This window comes from Mesorhizobium qingshengii (assembly GCF_027563465.1).
Classification (GTDB): domain Bacteria; phylum Pseudomonadota; class Alphaproteobacteria; order Rhizobiales; family Rhizobiaceae; genus Mesorhizobium; species Mesorhizobium qingshengii_A.
In genome coordinates, this window is the sequence record NZ_JAPFQA010000022.1 from 24,482 (window position 1) to 40,644 (window position 16,163).

At 61.4% G+C, this 16,163-nt stretch carries 21 protein-coding genes; 5 read left to right on the plus strand and 16 right to left on the minus strand.

The features are described 5' to 3' along the window. The first annotated feature begins 6 nt into the window (after positions 1-6). A complete protein-coding gene (locus OOJ09_RS28565; protein ID WP_269908409.1) occupies positions 7-594 on the plus strand; it encodes a Spy/CpxP family protein refolding chaperone in 588 nt (195 codons plus the stop codon). Between the two features lie 60 nt (positions 595-654). Further along, positions 655-849 carry a hypothetical protein gene (locus tag OOJ09_RS28570; RefSeq protein WP_269908410.1) on the plus strand — a complete coding sequence of 65 codons (195 nt, stop codon included), beginning with the start codon at positions 655-657 and terminating at the stop codon, positions 847-849. On the opposite strand, the gene OOJ09_RS28575 is transcribed toward OOJ09_RS28570, so the two are convergent. The 6 genes from OOJ09_RS28575 to OOJ09_RS28600 form a co-directional block, all read right to left on the minus strand. After that, entirely contained in the window at positions 843-1,430 is a 588-nt protein-coding gene (locus OOJ09_RS28575; protein ID WP_269908411.1) for an ATP-dependent metallopeptidase FtsH/Yme1/Tma family protein, read from the minus strand. The two genes, OOJ09_RS28570 and OOJ09_RS28575, sit on opposite strands and share 7 nt — an antisense overlap. Before the next feature lie 60 nt (positions 1,431-1,490). Further along, entirely contained in the window at positions 1,491-3,893 is a 2,403-nt protein-coding gene (locus OOJ09_RS28580; RefSeq protein ID WP_333474494.1) for an HAD-IC family P-type ATPase, read from the minus strand. A gap of 62 nt (positions 3,894-3,955) precedes the next feature. After that, positions 3,956-4,645, minus strand: coding sequence for a hypothetical protein (locus OOJ09_RS28585; RefSeq protein ID WP_269908412.1), 690 nt, complete (start codon positions 4,643-4,645; stop codon positions 3,956-3,958). Positions 4,646-4,715: 70 nt separating this feature from the next. After that, entirely contained in the window at positions 4,716-5,264 is a 549-nt protein-coding gene (locus tag OOJ09_RS28590; protein ID WP_269908413.1) for a Crp/Fnr family transcriptional regulator, read from the minus strand. 366 nt (positions 5,265-5,630) lie between these two features. Beyond that, on the minus strand, positions 5,631-5,969 hold the full coding sequence (locus OOJ09_RS28595; protein ID WP_269908414.1) for a DUF190 domain-containing protein: 339 nt from the start codon (positions 5,967-5,969) through the stop codon (positions 5,631-5,633). A 3-nt stretch (positions 5,970-5,972) separates the two neighbouring features. Next, a complete protein-coding gene (locus tag OOJ09_RS28600; protein WP_333474495.1) occupies positions 5,973-6,260 on the minus strand; it encodes a CrcB family protein in 288 nt (95 codons plus the stop codon). A gap of 263 nt (positions 6,261-6,523) precedes the next feature. On the opposite strand from OOJ09_RS28600, the gene OOJ09_RS28605 reads away from it, so the two are divergent. Continuing rightward, a complete protein-coding gene (locus tag OOJ09_RS28605) occupies positions 6,524-6,835 on the plus strand; it encodes a Chromate resistance protein ChrB (protein WP_269908415.1) in 312 nt (103 codons plus the stop codon). Positions 6,836-7,413: 578 nt separating this feature from the next. Here OOJ09_RS28605 and OOJ09_RS28610 read toward each other — a convergent pair. From OOJ09_RS28610 to OOJ09_RS28635, 6 genes are all read right to left on the minus strand, one after another. Beyond that, on the minus strand, positions 7,414-8,046 hold the full coding sequence (locus tag OOJ09_RS28610) for a class I SAM-dependent methyltransferase (protein WP_269908416.1): 633 nt from the start codon (positions 8,044-8,046) through the stop codon (positions 7,414-7,416). 122 nt (positions 8,047-8,168) lie between these two features. Continuing rightward, positions 8,169-9,248, minus strand: coding sequence for an AraC family transcriptional regulator (locus OOJ09_RS28615; RefSeq protein WP_269908417.1), 1,080 nt, complete (start codon positions 9,246-9,248; stop codon positions 8,169-8,171). 301 nt (positions 9,249-9,549) lie between these two features. Further along, positions 9,550-9,903 carry a DsrE/DsrF/TusD sulfur relay family protein gene (locus tag OOJ09_RS28620; RefSeq protein ID WP_269908418.1) on the minus strand — a complete coding sequence of 118 codons (354 nt, stop codon included), beginning with the start codon at positions 9,901-9,903 and terminating at the stop codon, positions 9,550-9,552. Positions 9,904-9,984: 81 nt separating this feature from the next. After that, on the minus strand, positions 9,985-10,350 hold the full coding sequence (locus OOJ09_RS28625) for an SHOCT domain-containing protein (RefSeq protein ID WP_269908419.1): 366 nt from the start codon (positions 10,348-10,350) through the stop codon (positions 9,985-9,987). A gap of 52 nt (positions 10,351-10,402) precedes the next feature. Then, positions 10,403-11,617 carry an MFS transporter gene (locus tag OOJ09_RS28630; protein WP_269908470.1) on the minus strand — a complete coding sequence of 405 codons (1,215 nt, stop codon included), beginning with the start codon at positions 11,615-11,617 and terminating at the stop codon, positions 10,403-10,405. A 90-nt stretch (positions 11,618-11,707) separates the two neighbouring features. Further along, entirely contained in the window at positions 11,708-12,448 is a 741-nt protein-coding gene (locus OOJ09_RS28635) for an MBL fold metallo-hydrolase (RefSeq protein WP_269908420.1), read from the minus strand. A gap of 69 nt (positions 12,449-12,517) precedes the next feature. Between OOJ09_RS28635 and OOJ09_RS28640 the strand changes: the two genes are divergently transcribed. Beyond that, positions 12,518-13,189 carry an ArsR/SmtB family transcription factor gene (locus tag OOJ09_RS28640; RefSeq protein WP_269908421.1) on the plus strand — a complete coding sequence of 224 codons (672 nt, stop codon included), beginning with the start codon at positions 12,518-12,520 and terminating at the stop codon, positions 13,187-13,189. Positions 13,190-13,225: 36 nt separating this feature from the next. Continuing rightward, positions 13,226-14,086: a nucleoside phosphorylase gene (locus OOJ09_RS28645; RefSeq protein WP_269908422.1), complete on the plus strand. Its 861-nt coding sequence runs from the start codon at positions 13,226-13,228 to the stop codon at positions 14,084-14,086. Here the strand turns inward: OOJ09_RS28645 and OOJ09_RS28650 are convergent. From OOJ09_RS28650 to OOJ09_RS28665, 4 genes are all read right to left on the minus strand, one after another. Then, entirely contained in the window at positions 14,048-14,602 is a 555-nt protein-coding gene (locus OOJ09_RS28650) for a hypothetical protein (RefSeq protein WP_269908423.1), read from the minus strand. The two genes, OOJ09_RS28645 and OOJ09_RS28650, sit on opposite strands and share 39 nt — an antisense overlap. Positions 14,603-14,717: 115 nt before the next feature. Continuing rightward, positions 14,718-15,074 carry a YnfA family protein gene (locus OOJ09_RS28655; protein ID WP_269908424.1) on the minus strand — a complete coding sequence of 119 codons (357 nt, stop codon included), beginning with the start codon at positions 15,072-15,074 and terminating at the stop codon, positions 14,718-14,720. Beyond that, entirely contained in the window at positions 15,071-15,778 is a 708-nt protein-coding gene (locus tag OOJ09_RS28660; RefSeq protein ID WP_269908425.1) for a cytochrome c biogenesis CcdA family protein, read from the minus strand. The genes OOJ09_RS28655 and OOJ09_RS28660 overlap by 4 nt, the downstream gene beginning before the upstream one ends. Before the next feature lies 1 nt (position 15,779). After that, entirely contained in the window at positions 15,780-16,127 is a 348-nt protein-coding gene (locus OOJ09_RS28665; protein WP_269908426.1) for a thioredoxin family protein, read from the minus strand. Between the last annotated feature and the right edge of the window lie 36 nt (positions 16,128-16,163).

The window sequence follows — 16,163 nt, forward strand, 5'->3', positions numbered from 1 at the left end:
TCGACTATGGAGACAGACATGAAGAAGAGAACAGTTGTCCTTGGTGGCCTCGCCACCGCGATCTTACTCGCAGGCGGATGGGCCTACGCGCAATCGGCCGCTGATGGCCCCGGTGGCTTCGGCCCGATGTTCATGCACGGACCTGGCGGCATGGGACCCGGAATGATGCGGTCAATGATGGGTGGCCGGATGGGACCCGGTATGATGCACGGAATGATGGGCGGCGGGCAGACCTTCGCCGACCCCGCGCAGGTCGATGCGCTCAAGGCCGATCTTGCCATCAAGCCGGAACAGGAGGCCGCTTGGACCAAATACGCCTCGGCCTTGAAGGACGCGGCCGGGACGATGACGGCAGCGTTCGAAGCAGCCGGCAATGATCCCAACGACGCCAATCCGCAGGATCATTTTGCGCAGATGACCAAAATCCGTGATTTGGGCCACAAGCAGTTCGAAGCTGTGCAAACCGCGGCGAACGAACTTCTCGCCACACTTGACGACGCACAAAAGGCCAAGGCGCAGGAGAGCTTGCCTGGCTTGGCCTTTGGTCCCGGTATGATGCATGGCCACGCCGGAGGCCCGCCGTTCTGGCGTTGACGCGAACGGCTCTTGGCGCGCCGGCATCCAGCAATACCGGCGCGCCAGATAGCGACCTCGTTGCTGGTCATCGCATTCAACGCCACTGTCGGCTTGGTATATGCCGGGTACATCGCTGCCGCCATGTTGGTCCGTCGCCCGGATCAGCGCCGTCTCAAGCGTATCTTCGCCGTCTTCATCCTGCTGGTCGGACTGTTCACGGCCGCCAGCGCGACAGGCTTGATACCGATCCACGTCAAGCGAACATCCTATTGATTTTTCGTCTCGTCGCTGTCGTGCGCTGGCGGGTTCGACGCTTGCTGCTGCTTTCCGAATAGACCGGCGAACAGTCCCATCATGCCATGCATGGGCATCGCAGACTCTGATCGTGCCTTCCCTCCGCGCACCAGCCTGACGAGCCACCCAACGACAATGGCGCCGAGAAAAATCAGGATCGGGAATGGAATTCGCCCGAGCAGCCAGGCCCATGCCGACGGAACGTTGACGTCGATCACGACACGCTGCTTGTGCAACTCCGGTATCAGCGCGGGATCGCCGAAGTCGGGCATGCGCGTGCTGAAGCTGTCGCGGTGCGCCGTACCAGTGGCGACGGAGGCGTCGACCGGATGCTTGAAGATGCCGTCGACCTCGGTTTCCTTGAACGTGACGCTGGCAACATTGGCCGCGTCGAGCTGATCGAGAAACGTGCTGTAAGGCATTGGAGCTGGCTTGCCCGCTTGCTGGATGAAAAATCCGAGTAGCAGGATCAGCACCGCGGCGATGCCAACGATCCACCAGACCTTCGAGGTTCGCCACCACGGTGGTCTGGGAGCGTCTGTTGTGACTGTTCGGGTCATGTCGTTGAACCTTTCAGTCGGGCGCCAGCGCAGCCGCAGGATGCCGCCCGACGCGACGTACTACTCGACCTTGAATGCTGCCGTCACGGGCACCTTGATCTGGTCGAGAACCAGGGCGAATACCGCAACGGCGAGGAACACTGCCCCCACGAGGCGCCACGGCAGCGGTGCCATCAGCGTGCCCGACAGCGCCAATGCCGAGACGATTGCAACGTCCGCTGCGGACGACGCCAGCACCCAATTGCTTGGCTTGGAAGACCACATGTGCCGCCGCTCGCGGACCACGTACAGTATTGCCTGTGCTCCGAACACGAGAGTGATGAAAGCCAGGGTCTGCAGCTCTTGCGACCCCAGACCGAGCTGGAATTTTCCGATTTCCAGCACCGCCGTTGAGAAGCCGAGCTTGAAAACCCCGAGGACAACGGCGGCGGCGGTGATGTTGGGCATGCGCCATTTGCTTGGCGACGGTGCGGGGCTGGCGCGGTCGGTGGTAAGTGACATGGCCAGAAAGTCGTTGGTCATGAGCATCAGGACCATGAGCGCCGGCGTCAGGACCGCGTGGCCGGTCAGAGCCAGTCCGACCGCCAGGAAAAGGACGATCTCGAATTTCTTGACCATCATGTTGAACGCGTAGGTCAACAGCCGCTGGAATCCGATCCGGCCCTCGCGCACAGCGAAGACCACGCCGGCGAGGCCGGGTTCGGTCATGACCATGCCTGCTGCTGCCTTGGCGGCGTCGGTCGCGGACGAAACGGCGATGCCGATCTGCGCCTGCCGCAGCGCAGGCGCATCGTTGACGCCGTCGCCGCACATGCCGACCACATGGCCGTGGCCCTGCAGCGCCTCCACCAGCCGAAACTTCTCTTCCGGAACGACGCGCGCAAATATGCCGAACTCGTCTGCGCTGAGGTCATCCGAAATGCGTTCCGGCGGGCAGACGGCGCCGGCAATGCCGACCTTCCCGGCGATCGCCGCTGCCGTGACGGCCGAGTCCCCGGTCACCATGACGGTGCGTACGCCCATGCCGCGCAGGTCCCCGATGAGCCCGGCCGATTCCTCGCGCGGCGGATCGCTGAGAGCGACCAAGCCAGCCAGACGGAGCGATGGCGGCGCCCCGGTGGCAACCGCGATCACCCGATGTCCCTGTCCGGCGAGATTGTCCACCATGCGCCTGGCGTCGGCGGGCATCTCAGCGACAGTGGAGACCGCCTCGAATGCGCCCTTGATGATGCGGCGCTCATTTCCCTTGCGGTCGACTACAAGAGCCTCGGAGGTCTTGGTCGACGGATCGAAGGGAATGAAGCGCAGGATTCGTTCAGCCGTGTCAGGAACCGTCTGCCTGGCGGCTTCCCGAATGGCGGCGTCGACGGGATCCTGGTCGGCCTCGGAGCTTGCCAATGCCGCCAAGGCGAGCACGCGATCGCGGTCGAAGCCCGGCATTGCCAAAACGTCGATCACTTCCAGCGCGTTCTGCGTCAGCGTCCCTGTCTTGTCGGCGCACAACACATCCATGGCGGCGGCCTCGTGCGCGGCCGAAAGGCGCGTCAGGAGAACGCCGCGGCGGGCAAGCGCCTGGGCGGCGAAGGCGGCCGAGAGCGTGAACGTGGCTGGCAGCGCGACCGGAATTGTGGCCAGCAGGACGGTGAGGGCCAGGCGGATCAAATCGCCGGTCGGCAGTGCCGTGGCATAGCCATAGACGACAATGAGAATGGCGATTGCGCCGTTCACCATGGCGAGGTTCCGGGTTACGCCGAAAATGGCTGCCTGTTCGGTGCTCGCCGCATGCGCGACGCGCACCAGCTCGGCCGTACGTCCGAAATAGGTCTTCGATCCTGTCGCCGTCACCTCGGCAATCGCCTGGCCGCGACGCACCAGGGAACCCGCATGGACCTGGTTTCCTGGGTAGGCGTCGGCGGGAACGGATTCGCCCGTAAGCATCGACTGGTCGACCATCACTGACCCCGACGTGATGGTCGCGTCGGCCGGAACCAATGCTCCGAGCGGCAGCCTGATTAGGTCCCCTGGAACGAGTTCCGAGGCGGAAATCCTGACCCAGTCGCCGTCGCGGCGGACAAGGGCCGTTGGAGCGAGCCGCTTCTTGAGCGCCGTTAGCGCCGCTCCGGCTCGGCCCTCCTGGATAAACCCCAGGGTCGTGTTGAACAGCAGCAGGCCCCCAATTGCCGCAGCTTCGAAATAGGCGCCGCGCGCGAGCTGGAGCGCGACCGCGGCCTCGAGCATCCATGGGAGGGGGCCCCAGAATTTGGCGATGAAAGCCCGCCACGGAGACGGTGTTTGGTCTGCGATGGCATTAGGGCCGAATTCAGCGAGACGGCGCCGCGCTTCTGCGCTTGTCAGGCCCGTCGCAATCGTGGCTTCCATGGAAATCTGCAGCGACACGGTGGCTCCATAACCGGGACCACCCTCGCGCGCAGACCGCGGCGTCCCTGTCTTGGGCCGCACCATAAGGGTCAATCGTCCGCGACGGTCTGACCTGAATCAAACGGGTCGTGGATCCCGCCTCTCGCTCAATGCTGGTGCGGCATCTCGTTCTTTGCCATTGCCAAGTGATGCGGCTGGTGATGAGATCCGCTGACGAGTAGCCCGATGAAGCCGAGACCGCGGATGTGGGCAACTTCCTTGGGATCGTTCGAGGTGACCGTCAGACGCACGCCGTCGGGCAGAACTTCAGTCCTGGCGCTCCAGCCGTTCATCTGATTGAGCTCTTCGGCATGGGCCGGCACCATACGCTGAATGGCGGCGGACGTGAGGTTGTCTCCGGTGATGTCAATTTGCAGGCCGCCGTCGATCGGCGTCGGCGAAGCGTTTGCCTTGAGCGTCACCTCGTTCATGTCAATCAAATGCTGGCGCAGCGCTTCCAGGTTGATCTTCGACCAGTCGGTCTCGGGATCGGCCTCCAGCATGCGGACGATTTCCTGTATCGCGCCGAATGCGTCCTGGCCGGGCATCGTCGGTGTACTCAGGCCCATCTGCATCGGGCCCTGGTCATCCATCTGCATCGTCCCTTGGTCATGCATCATCTGCTGGTGATGCTGCATCATGCCCTGCATCTGATCGGATCCCGGCATGGCGTGGTCCATCATGGGCGGCTGCAGGGAAGACGCAGCGCCGAGCGGGTGGACAATGGCTAGTGCGGCCAGGAGCGCAACGGCGGCGGTCGCCGAAACGATCCCGAGCCTTCGGGTCAACGGTTTCATTGGAGCCTCTCTGAGCTGAGCAATTGATCGCAACTTATCCCGAATGAAGCGGTAGCTCATATGATTGGGATCATACGGCGTCCATTTTCTTCAGGAAGATCTTGTCCTTCGCGCGTGCAATCTCCCCTTCAGCCTCGAGCTTGCGAAGCGTCCGGTAGAGCGCTTCATGGGTGAGCCCGAGTTCCGCTGCGAGATCCTTCACCGTCCCCTGCAGTTCGATTGTGCACCCGTCGGCTCCCGTATTCAGCGCCAGATAGTTCTGCACGCGTTCGCGCGCAGAACGGATGTTGCGCAGCTCAAGGCGAGTTCTGAGGGCCATCAGCTCATGCGCGAGCCTTGACGCGAATGCCTCGGCCGCCTGAGGGTTTCGCCTGTATTCAGCCAGAAGCGCTTCCTTGGGATAGAGACGCGCGCGGGCATCGGTCACGGCGATGGCATCGCAATGGTAGACCTTGGAGAAAAGTGACGCTTCCGCGATGAGATCGCCCGCGCCAGCAACATGGAGAACAATCTCGCTGCCAGCCTGGTCGATTCGAGACAGCCGCATCTGGCCATGCTCGATCTCGTAGATTCCGACCGCCGCATCGTCCTTTCGGAACAGGATCTCGCCGCGCGCCAAGGTGCGTTCGCGCCCGAGAATTTCGATGTTCTGCGGCAGCCAGCCACGTACGGCTTTCGACGCCTTCAAAGCGCTCTCGCAAGCAAAGATCTACCCACACTGGGCGTCGAAATGGAGGCGCCGATCGCCGATGCGCCAGGATTGACGTTCTCCAACAAAAAGGCAGCCATGACGCGCAACGGCGGAAGGTTGATGGGATTTGTCAACGAGAGCGCTCCCTGCGCCAAGTAGAAAGCTGCACGCAACGTTAGCCGAAACTTTTTTGCCGTCCCGTGAGCCTCGCCGATGAACGTCGACCATTGGCATCAGACGAGTTGTCCAGACTCACTATACGGCCTACGGAAGCCGTCAGCACGGTGGCGGCCCTTAATTTCGATTGGCACCATATTGCAGGACCTGTACCTTCTCCAGCGTGACCAGACCGCTGCTCATGATCGTTTCGAGCACCGGCAGGAAGGTGTTGATCTTGTCCTCACTGTCGACGATCTCGACGACCAGTGGCAAGTCTTCCGAAAGCCGCAGGATCTTTGTCGTGTGCAGCCGGCTCGAATGGCCGAATCCCATCCCGCCGCGCAGCACCGTCGCGCCCGCCAGATGCATTTCGCGGGCCTTGAGCACGATCGATTCATAGAGCGGGCGGCCGTCGTCCCGGTCGTCCTCGCCGATGAAAATGCGCAGAAGCACCGCCTGCCTTGGTATCTGCATGGTTCAGACTCCTCCCAACCGATTGAGACGCGATGCGGCCATGTGGCCAAGCCACACGGCGACCAGCCAGGTGACAATCGAGACGCCGACGTTCAGCCCTGCCATCGGCCAGTGGCCTCCCTGCACGAGCCGGAACGTTTCAAGGCTGAACGTCGAAAAGGTGGTGAACCCGCCGCAAATCCCGGTCATGACGGATTGGCGCCGCCGCGTGCCGGCAAGGATGTGTCCATCCGGGCCGGTGAGGGCCGCATAAAAGCCGATGACGAACGAGCCGAGAATGTTTGCGAACAAGGCGCCCAGGGAAAGCCCGGACCAAGCCAGGCAAGGGCGCCGATCGAGGCAAGAGCACGCAAGACGCTGCCGATGACGGCGCCTGCCGAAACGGCAAGATAGAGTTGCACGGTCTCTGGAATTGCCCACCGTCGAACCTTGCCTGGGCTTTCGGATTGCAATGGCGTCGGGGGTTGCTCGTCGGCCTCGACTTCCTCCCACTGGCTCATGCGTTAGCACCCAACATGGCCGAGCCGGCCGCATAGCCGAGAGCCACTGCAGACATGCAGAGAAGAAGCGACAATGCCGACCGCGACGAGGAATACAAGGAGCTCATCAGCAAGTGCGAGGCGTATGAGCTGGAGATTGCCGAGGAAACCCGCGTGCGGCATTTCACCTATGCCGAGCTTGAGGAAAACGAGCAGGAGGTCGCCAAGTTCAAGACGTGGTTCGCCAAGATCGAGAAGAACGATTTTTACACCGCACCCCTCGCGCAGGTGGCGCGGGAGTGGCTGACCACATGCGAAAGCATTATGGATGCGTACGCGCACAATGTGTTCGCCGCTCAGGAGGAGAATGCATTCCGCAAGCTTTGAAGACGGGACAACCCAGGCATTCTGACGCCTCTCACCACTTCGAGCGGTGTCATTTTCGATTTTGGGCGGCGACAAACATCTTGAACTGGCAAGGATCTCGCGCTGCTCGGCAATGCCAAGCGGCTTGAAACCTTGTCCGGCAAAACTACCGTTTCCCATTCACTGATCGAGGCAGCGCCCAATCAGCATTTCAAAAGTCGATTTCTGTAGGGACACTTTGTACGGATCTCAGTTATAGGCGAGACGAGGTCTCTGAATCCCGACGCCGGTATTAGCGCGAGATGGTCAACGTCAGCTTGAGCAGAGGCGCCTGCTCAAAATGAATCCTCACCCAAGACAACGAAGGCGGAACCACGGATCCGATGAGTGGGGCGAAAGGCGGCAGCGCTCTCCCGCCACCACCTTTGATATTGTCGCGTATTTTTTTGTCTTGAACGAGTCGAAAACGGAGCTCTTACGCTCTTGGTTTTTCTCACATTTGATAATAAATGCATTTTCGTCGCGGGGGTTCAAAACCCTGCGCTATCACACGCCATGAATCTCAATGCGAGCATGCACGGTGCTGATTGGCGGCCCAATTATCCGTGAACCGGCCTTTCCGCCACGATCCACGTCATGAGGCGCGACTGGAGTGGCGAGGTGACCGTTTTAACCACCGCAAAGCCACTGAGCTGAAGTGCGGCTTGCACTTCGGCAATTGTCCGGAATCGGTAGATCGACGCCGGAAAGGAAGCGACGGCATTCGCATCCTCATGCGGGCGAAAGCCGAGCACAAAGCGCCCCATGGGGCGAAGCAGGCGTAGCACTTCCCTTAGATGAGGCTCCAAGCTCGCCCAGAAATAGATCGTATGGACGCTATAGGCCTTGTCGAAGCCTTCATCGTCAAACGGCAGATTCGCGGTGTCCGCAAGTCTGAGATCCATGCGACCTTCCTCGATGGATCGGTGATTGCGATCTCTTGCGATCTTGACCATCACCTCCGAGAAATCGGCGCCGGCGAGATGCCCGTTACGAACCATTTGAGCCGCACGATAGAGGGTAGCGCCGTGGCCGAAGCCGATCTCGAAAACATCGTCATCGGCGCGCAGCTCAAGCAGCTCAAGCGCCCGATCGTTTTCCACTCTTGTCTCCATCGCCATGACGCGCGCCACGATGTGGCCGAGCAGGCCACTGGGACGTCTTCCCTGGCGGGCGATAAAGTCAGGCTTCATTGTGCAGCTCCCATCACCTGAGCGGATTGAGCCTCAGTGCGGGGGGATAAGGAGGCGCGTGTCGGGCGGTGTCTCGCCGAACTCTGACAAAATAGCGCCGATTCCGGAATCGGCGCGGTTTTCTACCGTTGAGGGGTCGCTTCGCTATTCTGGGTCACAAGAAAAGACGCACGATACTCGGAGGGCGTTTTGCCGGTCGCTTCCTTGAAGGCCCGGTTGAACGGACCAATGGAGCCGTAGCCAAGGTCCATGGCGATCGTGAGGATCGGAAGGCGGCCAGGCCCGTTGGCTGCCAGCAATCCGCTGGCCGCGCGTATCCGGTAGCTGTTCAGGAACGCGTTGAAATTGCGAAATCCCAGCTCGCCGTTGATCACGCGTCGCAGGCCCTGCTCCTTTGCCTGCAGGTGGTCGGCAAGCCCACCGATGGTGAGCCCGGTTTGCCTGAAACCACCGGCCTTCATGAACGCTTCCAGGGATTTCAGGAGATTCTGATCCACGGGCGCGCGGACCTCCGAGGCCCGCTTGCGTCCTGGTGCTGCAATCGCAAACACCCTGTCCGAGAACCGCAGCATCCAAAACGATGCGACCAGCACGAACCCGACGATAACAGCCACATTGATCAGCGCGAGTCCCTCGGTCGCCATGCGGCCATTGAGCTGTATCTCGGAGGCAACGACGACGAGCATGTAGCTTCCGCAACTGGCGACGAACACCTCGCGAAAGCGTCGGCGCGGTTCAACCAGGTCGATCCCGCGACCCCGATAGGCTGCGACCAGTGACCAGACGATGATGCCGAGCGCGGCGAATTGCTGGGCTATCAGGGATGCGGTTGTCGTGTCGAGGCCCCAATTCCAGGGCCCGTGGATAAGCTCGGCCAAGCGCCAGAAACCGAGCATCTCCATCAGGGCAAGCAAAGCTGCGTGTGCTGGTCTCAGGCGGAACCGGTCGTCGAAGATCGACTGCGACAGGAGCAAGAAGAAGACCGGATTCCCGAAACAGCCGAAATAGATCAGAACGTCCAGAAGCCCGAGATCCCCGTGGACTGCAATGACTGGGCAGATCAAATACGAGGCGACCCCAAAGCAGAACACTGCAACGAGGTAGCCGACGAGGCTGAAGCGCAGGTCACGAACGGCCAGGCAGGCGACGATGGCCAGTTGCGCAACGCCAACGAACCGCAGGATGAGTGTGAGCGAGTCCATGAGAGCTATTGGATATCAGGTCGACCCGCTTCCGGTCGACTACCTGCCGGAATCTGGTGAAAAACGCTCATCCGATTTGGAGGAAACGTGCGCCCTTGCCCCAAGACATATGAACGAACATCCGAGGCGCGCTGCGCCGGTGAGGTATCGGCCCATTGAGCGAGACCCGAAGCCGTCGCCCGCGCCGGACTTATGCCATCGGCTTCTTGAGTTGGCTGCCGCAACCGCAGGACCGATCAGCGTGCTGGCGTTATAATTGAGATAGATCAAAGCCATGTCCGGCAGACTCCTCGACAGCTGTTCAGAACACCAGAACCTTGTCGGCGGCGAGCGTGGCGGCAGCGAGTTCCGCCATACTGCTGCGTTGCGCGCCCAGCACCATCTCGGTGTCTGCGAGGCCGCGCGCTTCCATACAGGTGCCGCACAGCAGAACCTGTCCCTTGCCGACAACCACCCCCTTTAGCATGCGTTCAACATTGTAGTAGCCGTCGGGAGTCTTCTGGCCCGCTTTCGCGGCCGCCACGGCATCGGCCATCAGAAACACGGTGATCATGGTTTCAGGCTTGCTCTTGATGAGAGCAAGAGCAAGCCGAAGGCCATTGTAGCAACGCTCCGTACCGTAAGGCGGGTCATTAAGGATGAGCAGTATCTGCACAAGTGTCCTTTCTTCGGCTGGTCGAAAGTACTTCCGTCGGGTAGCGACTTTTGCAGCCTTCAACCATTCGGCGAAGGTGGCTTATTCACCGAGTACGCGTCGGCGCTCTTCGAACTCGTCCTTGTCGATCTCCCCGCGCGCAAAGCGTTCTTTGAGAATGTCGAGCGATGTGCGGCCCGGGGGCGTGTGATGTGGGAGCACTGTTCCCTGCCATGGACCGCCTATCCAACGCAGAAGAACGACTACAGCGGCGATCAGCACAGCAAGCATCAGGATCATGAACAGCGGACCGAAAATCATGGCGTACCAGCCTCCACCCCACCACATCATGTGCGGGCCATAAGCGTATCTATCCGTGTCTGCCGGTGCCTGTGCCCATGTTGGACCAGGCAAGAGGACCAGAGCCGCAGTCACCGCGGCGAAGTTCTTGGTCGGAAATTTTTCCATCAGCTTGCTCCGCAATGACCGAACGCTGGCGAATTGCTTCCTTCATAAGCCATTATGTTACTCCGCCTGGTGGCTCGGTATCTTGCGCGAGATCAAGAAGGCCACCCGAACGCTCGCGCATGACGAGCGCGACGATGGCTCCAGAGACAAACGTCAATGAGGCGATCGATGTGATCGCCCATGAGAGCCCGAAGCGATCGGCGATGAGACCTGCGGAGAGCGCGCCGATCGCGTAGCCGAGATCGCGCCAGAATCGATAAACGCTGAGCGAGCGGGCGCGCCAGGTTGGATGCGAGGCGTCGGAAACAGCCGCGATCAGACTTGGATAGACCATTGCGGTTCCAAGGCCGAGAAGAAGACTGCCGACAAGCCACCATTCGAACCGGCTCGTGGCGGCGGTAAGAAACAGGCCGCCGGCCTGGGTCCACATTCCGGCAACGATCAGGCCTTTGCGACCCCAGCGATCGCTCAACGGGCCGGTGACGATCTGCAGGATTCCCCATGTCGCGGGATAGATCGCCTTCAGGATGCCGATGCGCTCGACGCCAAGTCCGAAGGACACGAAGAACAGCGGGAAGATACCCCAGCTCATGCCGTCGTTGAGGTTGTTGACGAGGCCGGCTTGCGAGGCCGCGAACAGATTGCGATCCCGGAACGAGGTCAGCGCGAAAACCTCCCGGAAGCTCATCGGCGCGGATTGCTGTGCGTGAGTGGATGCCTCGAGCCGGAGGTGGTCGCGCGTGTCGCGGACCAGCAGGATCGACAGCATGGCGCCGATGACCGCGTAGCCGATGCCGAGATAGATCGGCACCGGCCGCAATCCGTATCGCGAAGCAAGATAGCCGGTGAGGAACGCCGTTACGCCAACGGCGAGATAGCCGGCAAATTCATTGAGGCCGACGGCAAGGCCGCGCGACTTCGGGCCGACGAGATCGACCTTCATGATCACCGTCATCGACCAGGCCAGTCCCTGGTTGATGCCGAGCAGTGCGTTGGCCGCGATCACCCATCCCCAGCTCGGGGCCCAGATGATCATGAACGGGACCGGCAAGCCGACAAGCCAGCCGAGGACGAGAACGCGCTTGCGCCCCCAGCTATCGGCGAGCTGGCCCGAGACGAGATTGGCAAGCGCCTTGACCACGCCGAAGCTGACGATGAAGGAGACGACGAGTGTCGTCGACGTGATGCCGAACTCTTCCGACCCGATGAGCGGCACGACCGTGCGTTCGATCCCGACCATGCCGCCGACAAAGGCATTCACCAGCATCAGGAGAGCAAATTGCCGCCAGTTTTCCTTGAGCCCAAGCCTGACCGTGGAGCCTGCTGACCGCGAAAGCGATGCCGCATTGCTCACCGGTCAGGCCGCGGCGGCGGCCAGGCCGGCATTGGCTGCGCGGTTGCGCGCCGCATCCGGCGGCGGGGGCGGTATGTCCGCGATCATAGTAGCAACGAAAGCGTCCTCGTCCTCGATGCGGAATGCCTTGTTGAAGCGCTTTTCGAAGCCAATCGTCGATGTCGGCTTGCCGCTGAGCGAGCGCCCGCAGACCGAGCCGGAATAGGCGCCTGGCAGCACCTCGACGTGATCTGGCAGTTGCTTGAGACGGCGCACGCTGGAAAACAGCGTCCGCGCACCGGCCTCGGCGCTGGTTGCAAGCTCGGTTCGTCCGAGATCGCCAACCATGAGCGTGTGGCCTGTCAGCACGAACCATGGCTCGGCCGCGCGTGTCCTGTCGGTGACCAGGAGCGAGACGTGCTCCGGCGTGTGTCCGGGCGTGTGCATGACGGTCATGGTCACGTTACCCAGCTCGAGCACCTCGCCGTCCTTGGCGCCCCGAAACGGGAAACCGGCTTGCGCGCCATCGAACAGCACGTATTGCGCACCGGAAGCTGCGGCGAGTGAGCGCCCGGCGGAAATGTGGTCAGCATGGATGTGCGTGTCGACCACATAGAGGATGCGCATGCCGGTTGCCTCGGCAACCCTAAGATAAGGCGCGATGTCGCCGACCGGATCGACGACGGCGGCGGCCGACTTGCCGCCGCATCCGAACAGGTAGGACGCGGCGACGGGGTCGGAATGGAGGAATTGACGGAGGATCATGGCTTGCGCTCTCTACCTCTCCTGGATAACATTCAATTATTCTGCTGAATGTTTCATCGAGAAGATCGCATGTCAAGCATCGGGCCAAAACAGGCGATCTTCGCCAGCCTTGCCGAAGTAGCTCAGGCGCTCGGGCATGCGCACCGGCTGGAATTGCTGGAGCATCTCGCCCAGGGCGAACGCAGCGTCGAGGGACTTGCGGCGCGAGCGGGCCTCAACTTTGCCAACGCCTCACGCCACCTTCAAATCCTTCGACGCGCGCGACTTGTCGAGGCGCAGCGGCACGGCAAGCATGTGCTTTATCGTCTTGCCGGAGATGCCCAGGTGGTCGAATTGATGAAGGCCCTGGGGCGCGTCGGCGAGCGGAACGTCGCCGAGGTCAATCGCGTCATGACCGACTATTTCCACACTCGCGACGCGCTGGAGGCTGTGTCGCGCGAAGATCTTGTCTCGAGGCTGCATGACGGCCTTGTCACGGTTCTCGACGTCCGTTCGGAGGATGAATTTGCGCTCGGACATCTTCCGGGGGCGCTCAACATCCCGCTCACTGAACTCGAGCGCCGGTTGGCGGAGCTTCCCGCGAACCGGGAGGTCATCGCCTATTGCCGTGGTCCTTATTGCGTTCTGTCCTTCGAGGCTGTCGCGGCATTGCGGACGCGAGGGTATGTCGTTCACCGGCTCGAGGACGGCTATCCCGAATGGAAGGCTGCAGGCCTACCGGTCCAGGCGGCGGTGGCCTGAAGTGGTCCCGCATCCAAAAGTATTCGGACAAGCAACATGACGCCACCAATTCCGCGATCACCGTTGCTCGAGCTGAAGGACTATTCGGCCGAGTCCGTGTTTCAGGTTGAAAACATGCTGCGCGAGGCGCGGCGGCAGAAAGGTCTGCCTTTGGAGCCCGTGCCTGCCGTATGCGTCCTTGATCCGGACGGCGACATAGTGCGCCGCTTGCGGAAAGATGGCCGCGCCCGCCCCTCACCGGGCTGGGCCTGCTATCATACCGTCCTTGACGAGTTCGAGTTGGATGGCCAGACGCTTGGCATCGTTGGCTGTGCGGTCGGTTCTTCGTTCGCCGTGCTGGTCGCCGAGCAGCTGTTTGCGTCGGGATGCCTCTTGCTGATCAGCATCACCTCGGCCGGGCAGATTACAGTTCTCGGACCGCCGCCCTATTTCGTGCTGATCGACCGCGCCCTTCGTGATGAAGGAACAAGCCACCACTACGCTCCGCCTGCTGAATTCGCCGAAGGCAACGCCGACCTGATTGCATGGGTACGCCCTTCCCTAACGGACTTGCCCGAACCAATTCACACGGGGGCGAGCTGGACCACCGATGCCCCTTTTCGCGAAACTGAGCGTGCGATTGAAGCGCGTCGGATGCAGGGAATTGCTGCCGTCGAGATGGAAGCAGCCGCGCTCTACGCGTTTGCGGCGGCGCGTCACAAGCACGTGATCTGCTTCGCCCATGTAACAAACCAGATGGGTCAGGCCGAAGGTGATTTTGAGAAGGGCGAAGCCGACGGTACCGCCGACGCGTTGGCGGTTATCGCTGCGGTTGCCCGGAGCGTCAGAACGTATCAGCCGCTGAACGGCGGTCGTGTCTCAGTCGGAATTTGCGGACCTGACGATAGCCGCTCGTGAGCGATCGAAGTCCAGAACCAGCTTGTGCCGGAACAAAGCATAGAGGATTATCGGCATTCCGATCGCGCCAGGCAGAATCCAAAACGCAATATCCGGAAGCTCCTTCCACAGCGGCAGATTCTTGCCGTTATCGACGTAGAATGCAGTAAGCATCACGATGTAGGATGCGCCCATGCCAGTGAGATGCAGTCTGGGCCATTGGCGCCAGCGCCGTCGGGCGGCAGTGCGTCCTAGACATGCCGACGCGAAAGAAACAGTCCCTAGCGCGAACAGGTTGTAGTTTTCGGCCCAACGCACAAGCGACAGAGCGCTCATGGTGACGAACACACCGAACAGGCACCAGAAATAAAAGATCCCAAAATTAGAGTGGCGGCCACGCCCTTTTTGACTAAGCATCGCGACAGCGCCTGTGATCACGGCGGCAAGCCCGAACAGAACATGGGCACCGACAACAGCCAGAAAGATTGGACTGTTGGAGGGAATGGGGATGCCCAGGATGATTGTTGTGCTTTCCATGCATTTGGCCATTCGACGCCGGATTTCAATGCAACAGGCGCACGCCGCTATTGATTCCAATACATAACAAACTCCTGCGTGGCGACCTTGACTCGGACCTGGCGTGCTATCGTGGTTAGGCGCCGCGTGGCGCGAACAGGATGACGCCTGCAGCAACGATGGCGATCGCCCCTCCGGCCAGGTCCCATGTGTCCGGCCGATGCCCTTCGGCCAGCCACAGCCACAGCAAGGAAGCGATGATATAGATGCTGCCATAGGCGGCGTAAGCCCGCCCCGCATAGTCGCTCGGCACCAGCGTCAGCAGGTAGGCGAACAAAATCAGCGAGGCGACACCCGGCGCCAGCCACAGGATCGATTTCCCCTGTCGCAGCCAAGCCCAGAAGGCAAAGCAGCCGGCGATCTCGGCCAGCGCGGCCGCTGCGAACGTCAGGAAAGTGCTGAACAGGACAGGCATGTCAGCCGAACTTGTCATATGCGCGTGGTGATGGCCACCAGCCAGTCCGGCAAGGCTCGTTCGAGGCCGATTTGTATCGTGCGATCGAAGCCGGACAGGGTCATGACGCCGGCGATGACCAGCAGCACGCCGAGGACCATCTTGACGCCGCCGGACGCGCCCAGCATCGGGCCGCGCCAGCGCACGAGCGCTTCGCGCGACATCAGTGCGAGAGCCAGCAGCGGCAATGACGTGCCGATGCCGAAAGCCAGCATGGTCAACACCACCATGCCGAGATTTTCGCCGCGTGAGGCCATGATCGAAGCGGCACCTAGCGTCGGCCCGACGCAAGGCGTCCATACAGCGCCCAGCAGCAACCCTGCGCCGAATTGACCAGAGATGCCGGAGGTGGAGAGGCCACCGAAGCGGCTTTGCGTCCAGTTACTCACGGGGCCGGCCGCACTGGCAAACTGAGTCTGGAAGCGCGGGACGAGCAGCACCGCCCCCAATAGGATCAGCAGCACGGCGGCGGCCGATCGAAACACCGTCATGTCTAGCCCGATCGAAAAACCGATGGTGGCCACGAAGACGCCTATCGCGGTGAAGGACACGGCAACGCCGGTGGCCAGGGCCAGCGGTGCCAGCTTATGTTCAGCCACGGCGCCGGTCAGGACGACCGGCAGCAGCGGCAGCACACAGGGCGAAAGGATCGACAGAACACCGGCAAGCAGGGCAAGCAGCATCTTACAGCGCCTCGCGCAGCAGCGCGTCGATGGCGACAGGGTCGGTTTGGCCGGTTTGCCGATCGACCTCCTTGCCACCCTTGTAGACAATCATCGTGCTTTGCATCTGCACGCGGTAGCGAGCCAGAATTTCCTTTTGCGTGTCGAAGTCGACATCGAATTTCTTCATGCGCTTGAAGTCGGGTGACGCAAGCAGCGACGCCACGATGGGTTTTTGCACCTGACAGGTTTCGCACCAGGGCGCGGTAACATGGATCAACATCGGGCCGCCTGCCTTGAGCGCTTCGTCGAAGCCGGGAATCGTTTCGTCGCCACTGTCGGCGAATACTGGGTCGGCGGCAGCGGCCATGCCAGCGGCGGCCGAGAACATTAGGAATTGACGACG